At 62.3% G+C, this 20,337-nt stretch carries 17 protein-coding genes; 10 read left to right on the top strand and 7 right to left on the bottom strand.

Features of this window, described 5'->3' with window-relative positions; translation table 11 throughout:
- Positions 1–40 precede the first annotated feature (40 nt).
- The 4 genes from KF691_02335 to KF691_02320 all read left to right on the top strand — a co-directional run bounded on the left by KF691_02335 (position 41) and on the right by KF691_02320 (position 3,827).
- Positions 41–781, top strand: coding sequence for a glycosyltransferase family 2 protein (locus KF691_02335; GenBank protein ID MBX3388274.1), 741 nt, complete (start codon positions 41–43; stop codon positions 779–781).
- A gap of 161 nt (positions 782–942) precedes the next feature.
- Positions 943–1,539, top strand: coding sequence for a hypothetical protein (locus KF691_02330; protein ID MBX3388273.1), 597 nt, complete (start codon positions 943–945; stop codon positions 1,537–1,539).
- A gap of 32 nt (positions 1,540–1,571) precedes the next feature.
- A complete protein-coding gene (locus tag KF691_02325; protein ID MBX3388272.1) occupies positions 1,572–2,708 on the top strand; it encodes an ABC transporter permease in 1,137 nt (378 codons plus the stop codon).
- 27 nt (positions 2,709–2,735) lie between these two features.
- Entirely contained in the window at positions 2,736–3,827 is a 1,092-nt protein-coding gene (locus KF691_02320) for an efflux RND transporter periplasmic adaptor subunit (protein MBX3388271.1), read from the top strand.
- On the opposite strand, the gene KF691_02315 is transcribed toward KF691_02320, so the two are convergent.
- The gene (locus KF691_02315) at positions 3,801–4,649 is read right to left on the bottom strand and encodes an RNA methyltransferase (protein ID MBX3388270.1); all 849 of its coding nucleotides are present in this window, start codon (positions 4,647–4,649) and stop codon (positions 3,801–3,803) included. The two genes, KF691_02320 and KF691_02315, sit on opposite strands and share 27 nt — an antisense overlap.
- A gap of 665 nt (positions 4,650–5,314) precedes the next feature.
- Between KF691_02315 and KF691_02310 the strand changes: the two genes are divergently transcribed.
- Together KF691_02310 and serA are read left to right on the top strand one after the other, a co-directional pair.
- A complete protein-coding gene (locus tag KF691_02310) occupies positions 5,315–6,190 on the top strand; it encodes an undecaprenyl-diphosphate phosphatase (protein ID MBX3388269.1) in 876 nt (291 codons plus the stop codon).
- A gap of 122 nt (positions 6,191–6,312) precedes the next feature.
- Positions 6,313–7,566, top strand: coding sequence for a phosphoglycerate dehydrogenase (gene serA, locus KF691_02305; protein ID MBX3388268.1), 1,254 nt, complete (start codon positions 6,313–6,315; stop codon positions 7,564–7,566).
- Between the two features lie 20 nt (positions 7,567–7,586).
- Here serA and KF691_02300 read toward each other — a convergent pair whose 3' ends face one another.
- Positions 7,587–8,363 (bottom strand): ABC transporter ATP-binding protein, encoded by a 777-nt coding sequence (locus KF691_02300; GenBank protein MBX3388267.1) that lies wholly within the window; start codon positions 8,361–8,363, stop codon positions 7,587–7,589.
- Positions 8,364–8,383: 20 nt separating this feature from the next.
- Complete coding sequence (locus KF691_02295; GenBank protein MBX3388266.1) at positions 8,384–8,848, bottom strand: hypothetical protein; 465 nt, start codon at positions 8,846–8,848, stop codon at positions 8,384–8,386.
- 124 nt (positions 8,849–8,972) lie between these two features.
- Between KF691_02295 and KF691_02290 the strand changes: the two genes are divergently transcribed.
- Positions 8,973–10,496, top strand: a complete 1,524-nt coding sequence (locus tag KF691_02290; protein ID MBX3388265.1) for a hypothetical protein — start codon at positions 8,973–8,975, stop codon at positions 10,494–10,496.
- 32 nt (positions 10,497–10,528) lie between these two features.
- Here KF691_02290 and KF691_02285 read toward each other — a convergent pair whose 3' ends face one another.
- The 4 genes from KF691_02285 to KF691_02270 all read right to left on the bottom strand — a co-directional run bounded on the left by KF691_02285 (position 10,529) and on the right by KF691_02270 (position 16,056).
- The gene (locus KF691_02285) at positions 10,529–11,002 is read right to left on the bottom strand and encodes a YkgJ family cysteine cluster protein (GenBank protein ID MBX3388264.1); all 474 of its coding nucleotides are present in this window, start codon (positions 11,000–11,002) and stop codon (positions 10,529–10,531) included.
- Between the two features lie 45 nt (positions 11,003–11,047).
- A complete protein-coding gene (locus tag KF691_02280; GenBank protein MBX3388263.1) occupies positions 11,048–12,424 on the bottom strand; it encodes a PP2C family protein-serine/threonine phosphatase in 1,377 nt (458 codons plus the stop codon).
- A 64-nt stretch (positions 12,425–12,488) separates the two neighbouring features.
- Positions 12,489–14,978, bottom strand: a complete 2,490-nt coding sequence (locus KF691_02275; GenBank protein MBX3388262.1) for a VacB/RNase II family 3'-5' exoribonuclease — start codon at positions 14,976–14,978, stop codon at positions 12,489–12,491.
- A gap of 79 nt (positions 14,979–15,057) precedes the next feature.
- Complete coding sequence (locus KF691_02270) at positions 15,058–16,056, bottom strand: NAD(P)H-binding protein (protein MBX3388261.1); 999 nt, start codon at positions 16,054–16,056, stop codon at positions 15,058–15,060.
- A 159-nt stretch (positions 16,057–16,215) separates the two neighbouring features.
- On the opposite strand from KF691_02270, the gene KF691_02265 reads away from it, so the two are divergent.
- From KF691_02265 to KF691_02255, 3 genes are all read left to right on the top strand, one after another.
- Complete coding sequence (locus KF691_02265) at positions 16,216–18,072, top strand: ABC transporter ATP-binding protein (GenBank protein MBX3388260.1); 1,857 nt, start codon at positions 16,216–16,218, stop codon at positions 18,070–18,072.
- 91 nt (positions 18,073–18,163) lie between these two features.
- Positions 18,164–18,469: a hypothetical protein gene (locus tag KF691_02260; protein ID MBX3388259.1), complete on the top strand. Its 306-nt coding sequence runs from the start codon at positions 18,164–18,166 to the stop codon at positions 18,467–18,469.
- 516 nt (positions 18,470–18,985) lie between these two features.
- Positions 18,986–20,110, top strand: coding sequence for a class I fructose-bisphosphate aldolase (locus KF691_02255; GenBank protein MBX3388258.1), 1,125 nt, complete (start codon positions 18,986–18,988; stop codon positions 20,108–20,110).
- Positions 20,111–20,337: the final 227 nt, after the last annotated feature.

Here is a 20,337-nt window from a genome sequence, read left to right as displayed (position 1 = left end):
ACGGGGCTTCGAAAACGGGCGCTCGCTACACTCGTGGCCCATGAAGATGGCGATCGTGATGCCCGTTTACAACGAATCGGCGCTCCTTGAGCGCTCGGTCGATCGCCTGCTGGCGTGCCCGCTCTGCCGCGATGCGTCGGGCCGGGAGATTGAGCGGCTGCTGGTCATGATCGACGACGGCTCGACCGACGGGACGACCGAGGTCTGCCGCCGGATTGGCGAGCGACCGGGCGTCAAGTTCGAAGCGCAATCTCCCAACGCGGGCAAGGGCGCGGCGGTGCGGCGCGGCATCGCCCGCGCGCTCGACGCCGGGGCCGACTTGATCGTCATCCACGATGCGGACCTTGAGTACGACCCTGCGGACCACGCGGCGCTGGTCGCCCCGCTGCTCGACGGCCGTGCGGACGCGGTGATCGGATCGCGGTTCCTGGGACACACCCACCGAGTCCTGTACTACTGGCACTCGCTCGCCAACCGGTTCATCACCACCTTCAGCAACATCCTGACCAATCTCAATCTCAGCGACATCGAGTGCTGCCTCAAGGCGTTCACTTCCGATGTTGCAAAGAACATGGTGCTCAAGGAAGACCGCTTCGGCATCGAGCCCGAGATCATCGCCCGGCTGGCCCGCATGCGCGTCGGAACCGAGAACCGGGGCGTCCGTGTCTATGAAGTCGCCGTGAGTTATGCCGGGCGCACCTACGCCGAAGGGAAGAAAATCGGCTGGAGGGACGGTGTTGCGGCGCTTGCAACGATCATCCGCAGGAACTTGTGGGACTAAGTGTGGCAGCTCCGGCACGCGTCAAACCGCCCGATTCGAGCGCGCGAATCGAACCATTCAGATTCCGCGCTTGGAGTCTTTTTCTTGCGATCACGGGTTGCGTGGTCGTTGCGGCGGCTCTCTTCGCCGTTCTCAATGCGCGCCGCGTTGTGGAAGCTCGCATGCTGTGCCGGTTACGCGACACGATCGGATCTGTGCCCCTCGTCGAGTGGAGCGAAGAATCCAACATTCCTCTCCCGACCGATCAGTTGCTCGACATCGGCCTGGTCCGGATTCCCGTTGAAGAGGGGCAGTCGATCACGCGAAAGTGGGAAGCTGTGGTTGTGAAATCTCCCCGTATGACGGTCATACGGGTGAATCCGTGCTGGACAGAAATGCCGGAGTTCTTGACGCTCGCCTCACGCGCAAGACTCAACGAAGACTTGGCGCACTCTTTCTTTGACTTTGCCCGGATGAGCAATGGGGAACGCGCACGTGCCGCGATGCGCCTGACCGACGCTGTGATGCGAGGACATTTGGACAAGGTGATAGAGGTCGGCGAAACAACGATCGGGATCACCCGGGACGCCAAAGAACCATGGAAGTGCACCGTGACCCTCGAAGTCGGCGATCCGGTCCGGCATGTCGGTCTGTTCGTGGCGTTTCAAAACAAGAGCGCGAGCGACGAAGAACTTCTTCGCTGGGTGACTCAACTCAAACCAGTCGACACCGAGGACGTTGAGAAATTCCCGGTCTCGCTCCAACTGATTGACAAATAGCAGGCTGCGATTCGTTTTACCTACCCTGCACCGTGTTCCGCATCGCCTTGCGAATGCTCTTTGGTGATCGCACGAAGTACCTGACTCTGGTGCTCTCGCTCGCGTTCGCCACCATGCTCATGAATCAGCAGGGAGCGATCTTCCTCGGGCTCCTCACGCAGGCGACCGGGCCCTTGCAGAACGTCGGCCAGGCCGATCTCTGGGTCGTCGATCCCGGCACCGACTGGGTCGCGGAATACCGGCCCTTGAGCGACCAGAAGCTCGGGCGCGTCCGCAGCATCGCGGGTGTCGCGTGGGCCGAACCCTTCTTCAGCAACTATGCGATCACCGAACTCCGCAACGGTCAATTCAAACGCGTGCAGATCATCGGCCTTTCGCGCACCACGCTCGCGGGGCGCCCGCCCGAGATGGTCGAGGGACGCCTCGAAGACCTCTGGACGCCCGACGCGATCATCGTCGAGATCAAGAGCAAGGACAAGCTCGGCGGCATCAAGATCGGCGACACGATGAAGATCAACGACAAGCGCGCCGTTGTCGTCGGCTTCTGCAAGGCGAGACAAGGATTCGAGAGCAACGCGATCATTTACACCACGTTCGACAACGCGACGCGGTTCACGCCGGTCGGACGCAAGGCGATCTCGTACATCCTCGTCAAAGTCAAAGACCCGGCGGAACTCGCCGAAGTCCAGAAGCGCATCAACGCGCTCGGCGACGTCACCGCGCTCACGACCGAAGAGTTCCGCCAGCGCACGATGAGCTACATCACCGTCGCGACCGGCATCGGTTTCAACTTCGGGATCACCATCGCACTCGGCTTTGTCGTCGGGCTTCTGCTCTCCGCGAGCGTTTTCTATCAGTTCACTCTCGAGAATCTGCGCCAGTTCGCAACGCTCAAGGCGCTCGGCGCTTCGGGCTGGACGCTCTCGGGCATGGTCCTTGCTCAGGCGTTCGTCGTCGGCATCATCGGTTACGGAATCGGCGTCGGTCTGGCCGGCGCCTTTACCATTTTCACGGTCCGGAGTGAGAGCGAGCTCTCCGCCAAGTTACCGTGGGAGCTGCTCCTGATTTCACTCTTTGCGATGGTGCTCACGGTCATGCTCGGCAGCGTCCTCAGCCTGCGAAGAGTCATCGGCGTCAGCCCCGGCAGCGTGTTCAGTGCGGTCTTGTAGATTTCAGGCGATTCGAGGAGATCCGCGATGGTGCGTCTCGCCACAATCATTCTTTCGATCATCGGGGTTGCGATCGCGATTCTCGCCGTCACGACAGGGAAGCGCACGATCCCCGACACGCCTCTCGCGCGGCCGGCCAGCGTCAATCCATTCGGGCGTGGCGTCGCGGCGCTCGGCATCGTCGAGCCCGCCGGACGCATCATCGAAATCGCGGCGCCGGAACCCGGCCTGGTGACTTCGGTTTTCGTCGGCGTGGGCGATGTGGTCAGCAAGGATCAGCCGCTGATGCAGCTCGACACCCGCGCAATCGATTCTCAGATCGTCCGCGCCGAGGGCGAACTCAAGGCGCGGCAGGCCGAGATCGATCGCTGGCGCGCGATCCCCCGCGCCGAAGATATCCCGCCGCTCGAGGCCGAAGTGCAGCGCGCTCAGGCCCACCTCGTTGATGCGCAGGACAAACTCCAGCGCGCCAGTGATGCGGTCAAGAGCGGCGCGATGTCCGCGCGGGATGTGGCCTCCGCGCAGGCCTCGGTCGATGTCGCCAAAGCCGAAGTCGCTTCCGCAAACGCGGCACTCGCGAAGCTGAAAGCGGGCGGCTGGAAAGCCGACCTCCAGGTTGCCGAGGCCAACCTCGAATCCACCAAGGCGCAGATCGCGGCACTCCAGGTTCTGAAAGAACGAATGACCGTGCGGGCGCCGCGCGAAGGAACCGTTCTCCGGCGCGACGTCGAGCCCGGCGAGTATGTCCAGGGCCCCAACATGGCACGCCCGCCTCTGGTTCTCGGCGATCTCTCGCGGCTCGATGTTCGCGCGCAGGTCGATGAAGAAGATTTCGCGCTCATCGGCTCGGATTCCAAGGCGGTCGGGCGCACGCGCGGTGCATCGCCCCAGGAACTGGAACTGACAATCATCCGGATCGAGCCTTTCGCGCGCCCCAAGCTCAACCTTTCCGGCGCGAACTCCGAACGCACCGACACGCGAATCATCGACGTCGTGATGTCGATCGTCGGAAACGACGGCACCGGCGGTTCATTCGGCATTGTGCCGGGCCAAGCGGTGGACGTTTTCTTCGATGCGACCGCGAAGAAGCAGTCAGCCCCCGGGCCGGAAAAGCGCTGACATTGCGATCGCGCCCGCAACCATGACGTTGAGCGAATCGACTCCGGGGCGTTGCACGATGCGCACGCGCCGATCGGCCGAGGCCAGAAAGTGCTTCGAGAGTCCGGGGCCCTCAGCCCCGAGCGCGAGAGCGAGTTTGCGGCTCGATGCCGATTGCCCCCGCACCACGCCTTGCATCGCTTCCGCGTCCGGGTCGGGAGTGAGGGCGATGAGTTCGAACCCGGCGCTGCAGATCTGCTCCGGCGCTTGCGCCCAGTCTTGCAGAGTGATAAACGGGATCCGAAGCGAATGCCCCATCGAAACGCGGATCGCCTTGCGATAGAGCGGATCGACCGATTGAGGAGAAAGCACGACAACAGTGCCTTCGGGCGCGAGCGCGGAGACGCAGCGGAAAAGCCCGCCCATGTTGTCGAGATTCGTCAGGTCTTCGAGCGCAATGAGCGCCGGCGCTGCCTTCATCACGCGAAGCGATTCCACCTCGGAGAGCGGCGCTTTGCGCGCGCCCGAGGCGAGCAGGCCCCTGTGAAACTTGAACCCCACCACTTCGTGCAGCACCGGATCATCGGCGACGTAGACCGGCGCGGCCGCGGGCGCCCTCTCCAGCAGATCGCGGTGAGCATCGAGCTTGGAACGCGCGATCAGAAATGACCGACACGGATAGGTGGAAGCGAGAAGGTGTTCCGCGACGAGCGCTCCCTCACAAATGAATGAACCGTGCGGGCAGGAGACGTCGATGCCGCGGGCGAGGTCCCCTTCTTTGAGTGACTGGTACTCGCGAACGCGCGGGTCGGAGGAATGCGAGACTTCAATCAACGGGTGCATGTGGAAGAGACATCGAGGCGGTGCGACAGTGCAAGGCGGACCGGAAAGTCGCAAGGGCAGTGCCGTTGCTGCCATGCGTCAATTACACTAGCGACGTGAGATTTCGACGGCCCACGTTTTTGCGCCCTCCGATGATCGGCCTCCTGCTGACTCTGGCCGTTCTCCTGCTTTGGGCAGCCTCCGCGTTTTTCAACCTGACCTATTTTCTGGGGCGCAGCGGCTTCATCTCTCTTGGACTTGGAAGGCTCGCTGTCAATTTGCCCCGCCCGAAAACAGACTCTCCAATTCAAGGTCCTAGGTGGGTGGCCAGCGACGCTCGATTCTGGGAAATTGAACTCATTCTTCCATTTCGCAAGCCGATCTGGCACGGCCCAGATCAATCCAAAGGCGGCATTCCGGGATGGAAAGACGGATGGATTTACCCGCCCTCTCCGCATTTGGTGGTGCTGCCCAGTACTTGGCCACCAAGCTTCATCTGTATTCCAATCTGGATGTTCGCCTTGATTCCCGCGGCCATTTCATTGTTGTTGCACTGGCGAGCGCGGCATCGCCGATACGCTGGCCAGTGCCTGCAATGCGGGTACGATCGCCGCGGCGCGCCGGACGATTCTCCTTGCCCCGAATGTGGTGGGCGTTCGCGAGCCGGCCTACCTCCTGGATAAAAGATGGAAACCTGGCAGGCGATCGTCCTCGGTCTTGTTGAAGGAATCACCGAGTATCTCCCCATCAGTTCGACGGGTCACCTGATCATCGCGGGCGACCTGATGAAGCTCGATCGGCCCGAGACCAAGGCCGCGTTCGATGCGTTCAGCGTCATCGTCCAAGGGGGCGCGATCCTCGCGGTGCTGCTTCTCTATCTGCCGCGGTTCGTGCAGATGCTCATGGGACTTCTGGGGCGAGACCGCGCCGGGCTCCGCATCTTTGTCAACATCGTCGTCGCGTTCATTCCCGCGGCAGTCGTCGGCGTGATTCTCAAAAAGACCATCGAAGCCTGGCTCTTTCATCTCTGGCCCGTCGTCTTCGCGCTCGTGTTCGGCGGCATCTACATGATCGGCGTCGAACTCTGGCGCCGCTCGCGCAAGCCCATGCAGGGGGGCGTCGAGGGCAAAGCCATCGAGAACATGAAGACCGGCGATGCTTTGTTCGTCGGTTTGCTCCAAATCTTTTCGATGTGGCCGGGAACCAGCCGCTCGATGATGACGATCACCGCGGGGTATTTCCGGGGTCTCAAGCCCGGTGCCGCGGCAGAGTTCAGCTTTCTCCTCGGCATGCCCACGCTGCTCGCCGCCACGCTCTACACGCTGTACAAAGATCACGCCGAGCACAAGGCTGCGGGCACGAAGAACATGTTCGAAGTGCTTGGAGCGAAGCCGATTCTGATCGGGATCGCGGTCGCCGCGATCAGCGCGTTCATCGCGGTTCGCTGGCTCGTCGGGTTCCTGAACAAGCACGGCCTCGTGGCGTTCGGCATCTACCGAATCATTGTCGGCGTGCTTCTCCTTGCTCTTGCTCTGGCGGGCATCGTGACCGTGGCAAAGTAGTGCCGCCTGTCGATCCGCGGTTGGGCCGAAGCGGGCAAGCTGCATGAATCAGGAGTGTCGGCCCAAGCTGCACCGCCTTCGGTCCGATTATGGACTTGTCGCCTCCCAACAATCCGCCCGCCATGACCTCCAAGACCTCGTTCCCCAAAGCCAAGATCAACGTCGTTCTGGTGGAATCGATTCACCCGCGCGCGGTCGACCTTTTCAGGTCCGAGGGATTCCAGGTGCAGAGCATGGCAGGCGCGCCCGACGCCAAGAAACTCGCCACAATGGTCGCCGATGCGCACGTCCTCGGCATCCGCTCCAAAAGCGACGTCACTTCGGCGATACTCGCCGCGGCTCCCAAGCTTCTCACCATCGGCGCGTTCTGCATCGGGACAAACCAGATCGCTGTTGACGACGCCTGCAAGCGAGGCGTGCCCGTCTTCAACTCTCCGTTCAGCAACACTCGCAGCGTGGCCGAACTCACGATCGCCGAAGCCATCGGCCTGCACCGTGGCCTCGGCGACAAAACAATGCAGATGCATCGCGGCGACTGGGATAAGTCTGCCGCGGGCTCGCACGAGGTACGCGGGCGCACGCTCGGCATCGTCGGCTACGGGCACATCGGTTCGCAGGTCTCGGTGCTCGCGGAAGCGATGGGGATGCGCGTGGTGTTTTTTGACATCATCCCGAAGATGGCGCTCGGAAATGCCCGCGCTGTGCGCAGCCTCAGAGAACTTCTGGAAGCCAGCGATGTCGTCACGTTGCACGTGCCCGCGACCAAGCAAACCGAGAAAATGATCGGCAAGGCCGAGATCGCGCGGATGAAGAAGGGCAGCTATCTCATCAACAACGCGCGGGGCAGCGTGGTGGATGTTGTCGCGCTCGCCGCGGCACTCAAGAGCGGGCACATCGCCGGCGCCGCGCTCGACGTTTTTCCCGATGAACCCGCCGCGAAAGGCGACAGATTCGAGAGCCCGCTCCAGGGCGTCGCAAACGTTCTTCTGACGCCTCACGTCGGTGGCAGCACCGAGGAAGCGCAGGAAGCCATCGCCGAAGACGTCTGCGACAAGCTGATCAAGTTCGTCAACATCGGCTCGACCACCGGCGCGGTCAACGTGCCCGAGGTCGAACTGCCCGAGCAACTGATCCGCGACGGCACAAAGAGCGTGCGACCCCACCGCATCCTTCACTTCCACAAGAACGTGCCGGGCGTCTTGAGCAAGATGCACACGCTCATCGCGGACATGAACGCCAACATCAGCGCCGAGTATCTGCGTACCAACGAAGACGTCGGCTACGTCGTGCTCGATGTCGATCCGAGCGACGGCGAAGCGATCCGCAAGAAGCTCGCAGAAATCCCCGAGACGATCCGCGTGCGGGTCTTGTGGTAACAAATCCGCGTCGACACTTGCTACGGATTCACCACCGACGGTACAAATGCCGCGGCAATCCCCCGCGCATCGCGCAGCTGCTCAAATCCGATTTCAAAGATTTCTTCGAGCGCGCCTGGGGTCATCACGCTCGCCGTGCCGCCGCGCGAGTGAATCCGGCCTCTCTCGCCGAGCAGCACGACCTCATCGGCAAACCGCAGCACCAGCGACAAATCGTGCAGCACGACGACGACGCCGACGCCCGACGAAGCGATTTCCTTCAGCAGCCGCATCGCAAGCTGCGCGTGATGCGGATCCATCGCGCTCACCGGCTCGTCGGCGAGCAGGTATTGTTCATCGCGGCTCGACCCGATCTGTGCGATCGCGCGGGCCAGATTCACCCGCTGCTGCTGACCGGCGCTGAGCGTCAGAAACAGATCACTCGCGCGATCGACGAGGCCCACGCGTGCGAGCGCTTCGTCCGCAGCGCCCTCCGCAGATGAGAGCGCAAATCCCCCCATGGCCACAACTTCTCGCACCGAGTAATCAAACGCGACCGACGATTGCTGCGGAAGATAGATCACGCGCCGCGCTCTCTCGGAAGCGGAGAGTTCCGCGACCTCGTCCGCTCCGACCGTCGCGCTCCCGCTCGTCGGGCGGCGGAGCCCCGCCAGCAGCCGGAGCATCGTCGATTTCCCCGCCCCGTTGCAGCCGATGATCGCGGTCACGGCGCCCGGCGCAAACTCCACGCTTACACCGCGCAGCACCGGCCGCACCGCTTCGTATCCAAACGAGACATTCCGGAGCACGAGACTCACGGCAAAGAGTACCGCGCCAGCTAGACGAACATCCTCAGCATCGTGTTCCACTCGCCGTAGCGGTATTCGATGTTCTCTTCTTTGTGAATTCGCTTGATCTGCTCGATCGCGCGTTCGGTCAATTCATTCTGCCACGCCTGCGCGGAACGATCGCAAAAATACACGCGGCAGCCGCTCGGCTTGATCGCATGGACGCCGCAAACGTTTGCGAGTTGAAAAGCGCAGCCGCCATTCGCCGAGGCTTCTTCGATCGCCCGCGATGTGAGCGGGCTTTCGAGCCTCGACATGCAATACGCCACCTCGATGCCGGTCGTGTAGAGCAGATGTCCCGCCTCGCGGAAGTTGCAGCACCTGCCGCTCGCCCAGCACGCAGGTCCGCGGGCCTCGATCTGATCGGAAATGAAAACATACACCGCCTCGAGCGCCGCGATCAGCGACGGGCGCTGAATCGCTTCGAACCATGCTCTCGCTTCCGTTGTCGGCATGCCGCGGGCCTGTCTCATCGCTTGCCGCAAATGATCTCGGAATAAACACTTTGCGCCAAAGAACAATCATGGTAGAAACAGATTTCCGGACATCGCGGATCGGAAGAAGCTGGAGACACCACTCATGCAGACTCAAAGCCGCACAACCCACACCCTGGCCGTTGTCCTGAGCCTTTCCTCCTCAGCCGTCTGCCTTGCTCTCCCCAATCCTCCCGAGGCGACGAATGCCGGGCCCATGCGATTCGCCCCGATCAACGAAGGCCTGTGGGAAGGAAACGGCTGCGTCGTCAAAGCCGACGTGCCCTACTTGCCGCGGAACGAACAGGGCGCGATCGAGCGAATCCCCGCGAGCGTCACGATGCTCGACACGCAGGGTCGAGAACTTCCGTTCGCCGATCGCGGCGCCGCCAACAACAGGCTCAATCTGGTCGTCGTCGGCGACGGATATCTCTCGACCCAGCAGGCGACGTTCAATACGCACACGACCAACACGCTCAATACTTTCTTCGCCTACGAGCCTTACAAGTCGTACCAAAACTACTTTCAGACGTTCCGCGTGAACGTGATCAGCAACGTTTCGGGAGTTTCGGGCGACCCGACCAGCAACATCTCAAAGAGCACGCCGCTCCAGATGAACTTCTGGTGCGCCGGGATCGAGCGTTTGCTTTGCGTCAATATCTCGCGCGCCTATCAGTATGCCGCGAACGCGCCGCAGCCGTTTGACCAGATCCTCGCGGTCGCCAATTCCACGAAGTACGGCGGGGCGGGTTATCCCAGCAACGAAGTTGGAACCGTCTCCGGCGGAAACGGTTCCGCGGCACTCATCGCCATTCACGAGATGGGACACTCGCTCGGTGATCTGGAAGATGAATACGACTACGCGGACGGAACCGTCTACAGCGGAGGCGAGCCAACCGGAGCCAACGCGTCCATTCGAACCGCGCCGCAGATGCAGGCGCAGCAGACCAAGTGGTGGCGCTGGCTCGGCGACGCCACACAGGGATTCGCGGGGCCGATCTCGACCTACGAGGGTGCCGTCTACGCCGTGTTTGGAGTCTATCGCCCGAGCCCCGATTCGATGATGCGCACGCTCGGCCCCCAGTTCAATCTTCCTTCTTGCGAGGCGCTCATCGCGCATATCTACGCGATCGTGAAGCCGATCGATGGCCCCCCCACGCCCGCGACCTCGATGGTGCTCAGCCCCGCATCGCAGGCGAACATCAACATCATGCAGAAGGTCGGCGCACCGCTCACTGTTCAATGGCTGCTCGACGGACAGCCGGTCCCCGGCGCGACGGGTACTTCGTTCAACGTCGCGTCCGTCAATCTCCGCAAGGGCTCTTCCACCCTCGCCGTTCGGGTAGCCGACGACACGATCATGGTGCGCGATCCGGTGATCCGAAGTTCGCTGCTCACGCAGCAACTCACGTGGTCGCTCCCGGTGGCGCCCTGCCTCGCCGATTTCACGGGAGATCGCTACGTGGATGATGCGGATTTTCCCACGTTCGCGGATCAGTACAACCTCCTCGACTGCGCCGATCCAGGGATGCCGAGCGGATGTCCGGCCGATCTCAATTCGGACGGCTTTGTCGATGATTCTGATTTCGTGTTGTTCGTCGGAATGTACGAAGCGTTTGCCTGTCCCTGAGGGCAGCGCGAGAACGGCAGTTGCCGCCGCGGCTAAATGTCCACGACATCGCGACGCTGCGCGATCACTTCGGGCGTAAACAGGGGACCCTTGTTGATCCCCGGGCAGAGACGCGACGCCAGTTCCCAGCGCTTGCGGCTCACAAGCAGACTCTTCCAGAACGGCCAGGTGCGGCACTGCTTGGGGCGCAGGTCGTACACGCCGCACACCGCTTTCCCCGGAATCTTCTCGCGATCGAGAAAAATACAGTCGTTTCCATGCGCAGTTGTTTTTTCAATGAGCGATCTTCCGGCGCTTGTTGAGCGCGTGTAGCGCTCGAGAAACTCCGCCGTGCTCAGTCCCAAACGAGCGGCGAGCGCCGCGGCCTCCTCGTCATCAATCAGCACATACCCCTCCGGGCCCGAGCAGCAGTTGCCGCACATCGTGCATTCGAATCGCAGACCGACTTCTCCCGAAACCGGATCGGGCTTGGAAAACCAATCGAGCTGCGGCAGGGAGTATGCCACGAACAAGCGTACGGCGCGACCGGTTTTCTGCACTATCCGGCTTTTCTAAACCTCGCGCCGCAAAGGTGGGTACAGGCACCGATCCGGCCCCACGTATTGGAGTGCAACAAGCGTCTGATCATCCGCTCGGGTTCGGGCTCGCGTGTGTTCGAAGAGCGCCTTGTGGATGTTCTCGATCATCGTGTCCGGCCTGCCGTCACTCGCAAGAATTGCGGCGTCGAGTCTCTCAATGCCAAACATATCTGCCTTCGCATCAGTCCCTTGAGCGCCGAAAGCTTCGGTGATACCGTCGGTATAGAGCAGGATCGAATCGCCCGGCGAGAGCTGCAAGTCTTCGCTCCAGATACCCAGGTCTTCCGTAATTCCCAATGGCAAACCCGCGCCGTCCTCGATACCGCGGATGCTCCGATTCTGCGAATCGAGAAACCGGGGAGGATTGTGCCCGGCGGAGGCGTAGTTGAGTCGCGCCGTTTCCGGATCGAACACCCCGAAGAAGGCCGTGACGAAGTTTCCTTCGAGGCGCGACGCTACAAGCCGGTGATTCGCGAACCGAAGCACGCCCGCGGCACTCCCGTCCCCGCCCGAATAGCAGTGCAGGATCGCACGCAGCATCGCCATGATCGTCGCGGCGCCGGCGCCGTGTCCCGATACATCCGCGACAAGAATGCCGAGCTTGTTCCCCGGCATGGGCAGGAAGTCGTAGTAGTCGCCGCCCGCCTGATCGCTGGTGAGATAGCTCGTTGCGACGGCGAGCCCGGGAATTTCGGGCGTTTTTTCGGGCAGCAGCGATTGCTGCACGCGCGCCACCTCTTCAAACTGCGCGTTGAGCATCTTGTTCAGCCGCTCGACCTCTTTCAGGGCGACAAGGTTGCGCGTGATCGACCCGATCAGGTTGCCGAGCATGAAAGCGTCTTCAAATCTGGCCTCGTCAAAGGCGTCCGGCGCGCGGCGCAGCTGGATCGACCAGTTCTTCACTTCGCCCGAATCAAACAGAGGTGATGCGATCGCGCTCCGGTACGGCTTGAGCAGATCTCCGAACACCGGATCGTCGTCGATGTGCAGATCGGTCAGGATTTTGGGTGTCCCGTCACGAATGCAGTCCGCCACAAAGCCGGTCGTGTATGTCGGCAACTGGTGAAAGGTGGCCCACGGGTTCGGGTTGACCGTCTCCGGCATTCCGGTGTCGCCGATCGCGGCGCGGCGCTGGAACTCCGCGACGTCGTAGTAGCGCGTGACCTTGTAGCTCCCCTTCGCCAGCCCGCGCGTGGACGCGGAGATGAAGAATTCGATCGGCCGGATCTGCCACATCCGAGGCCCGAACACGCGGAATACGTCCGCAGGCTCGCGCGCAAGACTCGCGTCCTTCAGAATCTGAACGACGGTCTTCAGTCGCGGATTGTCGGAGAGATCGCGGATGTGCACGGGCCGAGTCTACCTCCTGGCTTGCCGCGCACTTGGATGCACGAACAGGTCCGGCGGTACAAATTCAACGCCCGCGATCGCGCCGCCAATTGGGCTTGCCCTTATCGCGCGACTTGCTTTTCTGACTGCGGCGCTGCGAGCCCGTTCTGCCCGGACCCGAACTTCCCAGGTCGCCAAAGCCGGCGCCCTGCCCCTTCGCAAACCCGCCGCCCAGTGTGAGCTTGGGCTGCTTGGCCTTTCCCGCGGCACGTGATTCTCCGGCGTCGACGACCAGGTCCATGCGCCGCGTCGGCAGATCGACGGCCACCACCTTGACACTGACCGTGTCGCCCATGTTGTACGAACGGCCCGAGCGCTGATCGACGAGCGCTCCGGTGCGCGGATCGACCTTCCAGAACGGAGTCAGGTTCTCGCGCGTGACGTCCCCGGGCAGGTCTTCTTTCTTGACAAACCCTTCCGCGAGATACTTGTCGATCTGCACAAAGACGCCTTTGGGGCTGATTCCCGTGATGACTCCCCGGAAGCTCTCGCCGACGTGCTTTTCGAGCAGTTGCAGCACGAGGAATTGGCGCAGCGAGCGTTCGGCAGACTCCGCGTTTTCCTCTCGGATCGTCGCGTGGCGCCCGATCTGCAGGAGCGTTTCCTCATCCGGGCACATCTCCGAATCGCGGAGCACGCGCCCGAGCGCCTTGCGATCCGAATCGCTCTTGGGTCGATTGGTCGCGTTGTCGGTCTGACGGAGATACTCCGCAAGAGCGCGGTGGACAGTGAGGTCGGCGTAGCGCCGAATCGGGCTCGTGAAGTGCGCGTACGCCTCGCTCGCCAGCGCAAAGTGACCGATCATCGCGGGCGAATACTCGGCCTTGCTCATCGTGCGCAAGACCGCCATATGCACGGCTCTGCTCGCGGGTGTGCCGCGCGTCGCGTTGAGAAGACTCTGCAGCTCCTCGCGCGTCGGGTTCTTGGGGATCTTGAATCCCGCGACCATCGCGGCCTTGCGCAGATTGTCCACATCTCCCGGAGTCGGGTCCGGGTGCGTACGCCGGAGCAGCGGCACGTTCATGCGCTCGAAAAGCCGCGCCAGCACCTCGTTCGCCTCGACCATGAACATTTCGATCAGTTTGTGCGTGTAGGCGGAATCTTCTCGTTCCGCGTCGATCACGTGTCCATTGTCGTCGTAGATCAGCACGACTTCCGGCAACTCCAGGCTGATCATGCCCTGCCGATTGCGGCGCTCTTCGATCGCCTTCGCGCACGCGTTCATTTCCTGGAGTGTTTCGAGCAACTGATCGGTGTACTTCGGGAGGGTTTTGGCGTGGCGCCTCGCCTCGTTGAAGTCGCCGTCGATCAGCGCCTGCGCTTCCAGATACGTCAGACGCTTGGCGCTTTTGATCAGCGTGTTCTGCACGCCTTCGGCGCGGCAAACCCCGTTCTTGTCGTACGTCATGAACGCCGACTTGCAAAACCGGTGCACGCCCTCTTGAAGCGAGCAAATCCCGTTGCTCAAGAGTTCCGGGATCATCGGGATCACCCGGCGCGGCAGATACACGCTGTTGCAGCGGTCTTTCGCTTCTTCATCGATCGCCGACCCCGGCGGAATGAAGTAAGCAACGTCCGCGATGTGCACGCCGAGTTCCCAGCCGCCGTCCGGAAGTTTCTTGATCGAGATCGCGTCGTCGTAGTCCTTCGCGTCCGGCGGATCGATCGTGATGATGAATTCCTGCGTCAGGTCCGCGCGCCCACCCCATCCTTCCTTGTCGAAACTCGCCGCACCGCTCTTGTGGTACTCGGCCATCCGCCGGTCGTATTCGACGGTCACGTCGCGCGCCTGGTCGTTGCACTCTTCCGGGAACTCCCCGGGCAGGTCGTACGCCGCGATGACGGCTTCGGTCTCGACGTCAGGCCGCCCCGCATCTCCCAAGACTTTCGTGATAACACCTTCGCCGAGCACGTTGCCCTGCGGATACACGACAATCTCGATGACGACTTTCGTGCCTTCGGGCGCGTTCTTTGCCGCGGCATCGCGGACGACGATCGGCTCGGTCACTTCTCGCCCATCGGGAAACACGAGCCACTGCCCGCCACGCTTCACAAGTTCCCCGGTGAAGCGGCTGCGCTTGCGCTCCACGATCTCGATGATCTCTCCGATGAATTGCGGACCGTCACCAAACCCGGAGCGCTCTCGCCCCTTGTCGCGCGAGACCGCAACGCGCACCGTATCGCCCGAGAGCGCATCGCTCGTCGCTTCGGGTGGAATGAAAATCGAGCCCTCGCGCACGGCCTCGAGCGGCTCGACAAATCCAAAGCCTTTCATCGCCTTGCGAAACTTGCCGACAATCACGCCGCCCTTGCTGCCGAGTGAAGGCAACCCGATCGCTCCGTTCGGGGCGATTTCGATGAGTTTCTCCGCCTTGAGTTCTTCGATCGCCTCGTCAAACTCCGCGCGGTCGGCCTCCTCCACGCCTAGATCGTCTCGAAGCTGGCCCGCGCTGCGTGCCGTGTAGTCGTCGTGCTTGAGATGTTCGAGAAGTCGCTTGCGAAAACGCAGACTCATAGGCCTGACAATAGCGAGTCTGCGCGCGACTCCTCGCGAAGCACCGAGAAAAACCGGCCCGCAGACGGCAGCGACGGACTCACAACGAACCGGCATACTTCCGGAAGCTCGCCCGGAATGGTCGCGCGTTCAACCCCAACTGCGCTTTGACCTTCTCGGTCTCCGCCACGCTGTCCTGACCGCCCATGAGCGCCATGCCGCGATCGAACGGAAGCAGCGCGCCGAGGCCGACGTGCTGGGCCGCGGTCGCTTTCATCGCCGCCAGTTCCGCCGGCACACCCCACGCGCTGAGATTGTCGTTCGCGCCGTGCACCTGATCCCGGATTTCGTGGAGCATCTCCGGCCAGCTGATCTTCTCCGAGCCGACGAGGTTGTACGTTTCGCCGATCGCTTCAGACTTTTCGACCGCCGAGGCGAACGCGATTGCGACATCCTCCACCGCGACCGGCTGCACGACGGGAATCACCCGCGACACACCGCCGAGAGGCACATTGCGCTCTTCAACCCCGCGCGTGAAATACGGCAGAAAGAACCAGGGCGCGATCTCGCCCTTCACCCACTGCGTCGCGGTCTGCATCAGCTCGCTGTTCTCCCCGTGAATAAGCCCCGGACGGAAGATCGTCCAGTCGAGCCCGGACCGGCGCACGATTTGTTCCGCCTCCCACTTGGTTGTCTGGTATTCGCAGATGCCCCGCTCGCACACGCCGAGCGCCGACATGTGCAGGTAGCGCTGCACGCCCGCATCGCGGCATGCCTCGACGATCACACGCGTCGCCGCGACGTGCATCCGATGAAAAGTCACGCCGCCCCGCTCTTCGCGGATGATCCCGATGAGGTGAATGCAGGCCTGCGCCCCCTCCACGGTCTCCTTGGCTGAAACCCCGTCATGGATATCGCCCTCGATCAGACTGATGGCGGCTCCGCCCGAAGCTCGGGGCAGAACCCGCGACGCCTTCTTCCGGTCACGCACGAGTGCCCGAACCGCCAAGCCGCGCCGGACCAGCTCGGCGACGACTTCTCGACCGACAAATCCCGTCGCGCCCGTTACCGCCACCGTTTTGATCGATCTGTTGCTCATGGACTTCCTCATCGCCGCCATTGATTCCGAGCCGGCGATCAAGAGTAGATCCCGCCTGGTCGCTCCGGCACAAGGTGCTTGGCCGCGACTCCTGCCGCGGCGCGTCGCTACCCTTGGCCCGACAGCACAATGCGCAACTTCCTGACCTTTTCTTTGCGGATGTTTCGGTATCCCGGTACGCTCATCGGGGCGCTGGTTCTGGCATTCTTTTCCGCACTCGGCCTCGGCACGGCGATCCTCGCGATCCAGCCGGTTCTCGACAACGTCTTTAACTCGCGACCCGGCGCCCCAGACCAGACCATCCGCGATTTGCCGGTCCTCGCGACGGAACTGAACGACCGGATCGACAAGTCCCGTCTGCCCCACTGGCTCTCGGAGCACCTGACGATCCCGCAGGGCGTCATCGATTCGCTGCCGCGCGGTGCTTACGACGCGGCACTTTGGATCTTCATCGGGCTCGGCGTGCTCACCGTGCTGGGCGCGACCTCGAGTTTCTTCCATGCTTATCTGACGCAAACGCTCGTGAACCGCGTTCTCACCAATGTCCGGCGAGAAGCTTTTCGGCGAGTACTGAAAAGGCCCCTCCGCGACGTTATCACATCGGGCCCTTCCGACATGATCAGCCGCGTCGTCAACGACACCGGCATGATGTCCGGCGCCATGCTCAGCGTCATCGGAAAAGGCTTTGCCGAGGCCACCAAGGCGCTCGCTGCGGTCATCGTCGCGCTCATCGTCGATTGGCGGCTTTCGGTCATCGCGGTCGTCGCCGGAGGCGTGATCGGCGTCATCATCCGCCAGCTCTCGCGGCGCATCAAGAAGGGCTCGCGCGGCGCGCTCGAGCGCCAGAGCGACCTGTACCGCGTCGCGAGCGAATCGCTCCAGGGTCTGCGAGTTGTGAAAGTCCACACCGCGGAGCGCGCGGAAGTCGGACGCTTTCACAAAGCCAACAAGAAAATGCTCCGCGAGCTCAACCGCGTGCGCACGGCGCGCGCACTGGCAAGCCCGCTCGTCGAGGCCGTCGCCGTCATCGCGCTCGGCACGCTCGCGCTCATCGCGATCAAGGCGATGATCGACAAGGCGCTCGACCCCAGTTCCTTCATCGTCTCGCTCGGCGCCCTGGGTGTCGCGGGAGGCGCCCTCAAACCGCTGACTGGCGTGATCACCGATATCCAGATCGGAACCGCTGCCGCGGATCGCCTCGCCGAACTCCTCAACTCTGTCCCCGAGCCCGGACACGGTTTCCGGCTCGCCAAACTCTCCCGCCACAAGCGATCGCTCGAATTCAAGGATGTCTCCTTTTCCTATCCGAATCAGCCGCGCCCCGCGGTCGACGGAGTGACACTGAACATCGCCCACGGCGAGACCGTCGCGTTCGTCGGGCCCAACGGCTGCGGCAAAACCAGCTTGCTCTCGCTCGTGCCGCGCCTCTTTGATCCGCAATCCGGCGACATTCTCATCGACGGTCTCAACATCCGCGATTTCTCGGTGCGGTCGGTGCGCCACCAGATCGGCGTCGTCACGCAGGAGACGGTGCTCTTCAGCGGCACCATCCGCCAGAACATCGCCTACGGCTCGACCGATGCGAACGAAGAAGAGATTGTCGAGGCCGCGCGAAAGGCCCGCGCGCTCGAATTCATCCGGCGCTTGCCTCAGGGTCTCGATACCCCCGTCGCGGAACAGGGACTCAGTCTTTCGGGCGGGCAGCGCCAGCGACTCGCCATCGCCCGCGCGATCCTGCGCGATCCCGCGATTCTCATTCTCGACGAAGCAACCAGCATGATCGACGCCGAGAGCGAGAGCAAAATCGGCGAGGCGATCACCGATTTTTCCCGCGGCAGGACGTGTCTCATCGTCGCGCACCGTCTCAGCACCGTCGTCCAGGCCGACCGAATCGTGGTGATGGACTATGGAAAGATCGCGGACATCGGCCGCCACCACGAACTCCTCGCGCGTTGCGAGATTTATCAACGGCTCGTGCGGACGCAGCTCGTCGGCTCGGAACTCTCAATGCCGTGAGCCGTCCCAAGCGCTGGCGATCGAGCCAAGACCAGAAGTTTCGAGGGTTTATCGGATGCGCCGACCCGGCACTGATGAAAACAACGTTCAGATGTCCGACGTTCTCTGCGACTTTTGCCGCAGCGAGTGGACCGACGCGCGGCACATGGTCGAAGGACACCAAGGTTCGTGCATCTGTTCCGATTGTCTCACTGCCGCCTATCGCGCCCTGGCCGTCGAAAGGCGCCCGACCGCGCCTTCCGGCTCGCGCTGCACGCTCTGTCTCGAAACCCGCGCCGACCCGGCGTGGCAAAGTCCGCAATTCCCGGGCGCCGTGGCCTGCCTGCGCTGCGTAAAGCAGTCTGCCGCAGTCCTGCAAAAAGACCCTGACTTTGGCTGGCGTAAGCCCGATCGCTAGCCATTTCGCCGCCAGGTGTCGCACGATGGACCGGTCGCCGGTATTCGGAGGGAACGGCCGGCGAAGGTGCCCCAACGGGTGCAAAAAGAACGACGGAATCGAATCTTTCGACTCGATCCCGCCGGTGGTGTAGAACAGGCAGTTTTGCGGCCGAGAAACTGGGCACGGAAAGCCCAGAACCATTCTGCGGCAGGACCAGCGCGGATCACTGGCCACCCAAACCATGCCACCAAAGCCCGATTTTGCCACTCAATTTTCCCGGACGGCTTCTAGATTGGGCTTGACAGCAGGGGACTTATTCGCTAACCGGCAGTTCGCGGTTCAAGCGAGGGTATTCGGACCTTGAATTCCGCGGGATTATCAGCGTTTGTGCGTACGCCGCCGATGCTCGCCCATGATCGCAACCGTCCACTTTCTCGGTCCTTTGACCGGAATCGGCAAGCTAGAATCGGCGCGTCGCAACAGGCATCCGCAGGCTGCCGCCCTTTTTGTTTGGATTATATTCGGAGTGGACCCATGATTTCTGCCGCAACGCCGTCGATCAATGTCCGCGAGGTCCTCGGCAACGAGGCCGCCAGTCTGCTCTCCTACGAGTCCAAAACCGTTTCCAAGAATCAGATTCACCTTCCCGGTCCCGATTTCGTCGATCGCGTTTTCAGCCAGACCGATCGCAACGTCACGACGCTCCGCAACTTCCAGACGATCCTCAATACCGGCCGCCTCGCGGGCACCGGCTTCGTGAGCATCCTGCCGGTCGATCAGGGCGTTGAGCATTCCGCGGGCGCATCGTTCGCCCCCAATCCGCAGTTCTTCGACCCCGAGAACATCGTGAAGCTGGCGATCGAAGGCGGCTGCAACGCCGTTGCTTCGACCATCGGCGTGCTCGGCGCGGTCGCCCGCAAGTACGCACACAAGATCCCATTCCTCGTCAAGTTCAATCACAACGAGATGTTGACCTACCCCAACATCTACAAAGAGTCGTACTTCGGGAGCGTCCGCCAGTGCTACGAAATGGGCGCGGTCGCGGTCGGCGCAACGATCTACTTCGGCAACGACTCAAGCCGCGAAGAGATCGCGTACGTCTCCGACATGTTCGAAGAAGCGCACAGCTACGGCCTCGTCACCGTTCTCTGGTGCTACACCCGCAACTCGCATTTCAAGGTCACGGGTGCAGACGGCAAGAGCGTCGACTATCACGCCAGCGCCGATCTCACCGGCCAGGCCAATCACCTCGGCGCGACGATCAAGGCCGACATCATCAAGCAGAAGCTCCCGACCAATAACGGCGGATATGCCGCGCTCAACACCGGCGGTTCGTCTTACGGCAAGTGGGACAAGCGCGTCTACACGCAGCTCTGCGGCAGCGACGAGACCGGCAAGGGCGGCAACCCGATCGACCTCTGCCGCTACCAGATCCTCAACAACTACATGGGCCGCATCCCGCTCATCAACTCCGGCGGCGAGTCAAAGGGCGCGGGCGACCTTCAGGAAGCCGTGCACACAGCCGTCGTCAACAAGCGCGCCGGCGGCATGGGACTGATCTCTGGCCGAAAAGCTTTCCAGAAGAGCATGGCCGACGGCGTGAAACTCCTGAACGCGGTGCAGGATGTGTATCTGGACAAAACCATTACGGTGGCGTGAAAAACAACGACGCCAGTCGCGATGGAGCTTCTACCAATTTGACCCGTGAAAGCCGATTCCTTCTTGGCTTGTGGCGCATTGGATTCCCACCAAGCCGGCGGCGCGGCGTCCGCTACACCCCATTACTCTCATTGCCCGATCCGCCCGACACGCCTATTATCCACTTCGCATGCAGATCCTTGCGTCCAAAAAAGGCAAATCGAAACGGCTCAAACGGCCGGCGATCG

This window comes from Phycisphaeraceae bacterium, from assembly GCA_019636555.1.
GTDB lineage: Bacteria > Planctomycetota > Phycisphaerae > Phycisphaerales > UBA1924 > JAFEBO01.
This window is presented reverse-complemented; position numbering and strand designations above follow the sequence as displayed.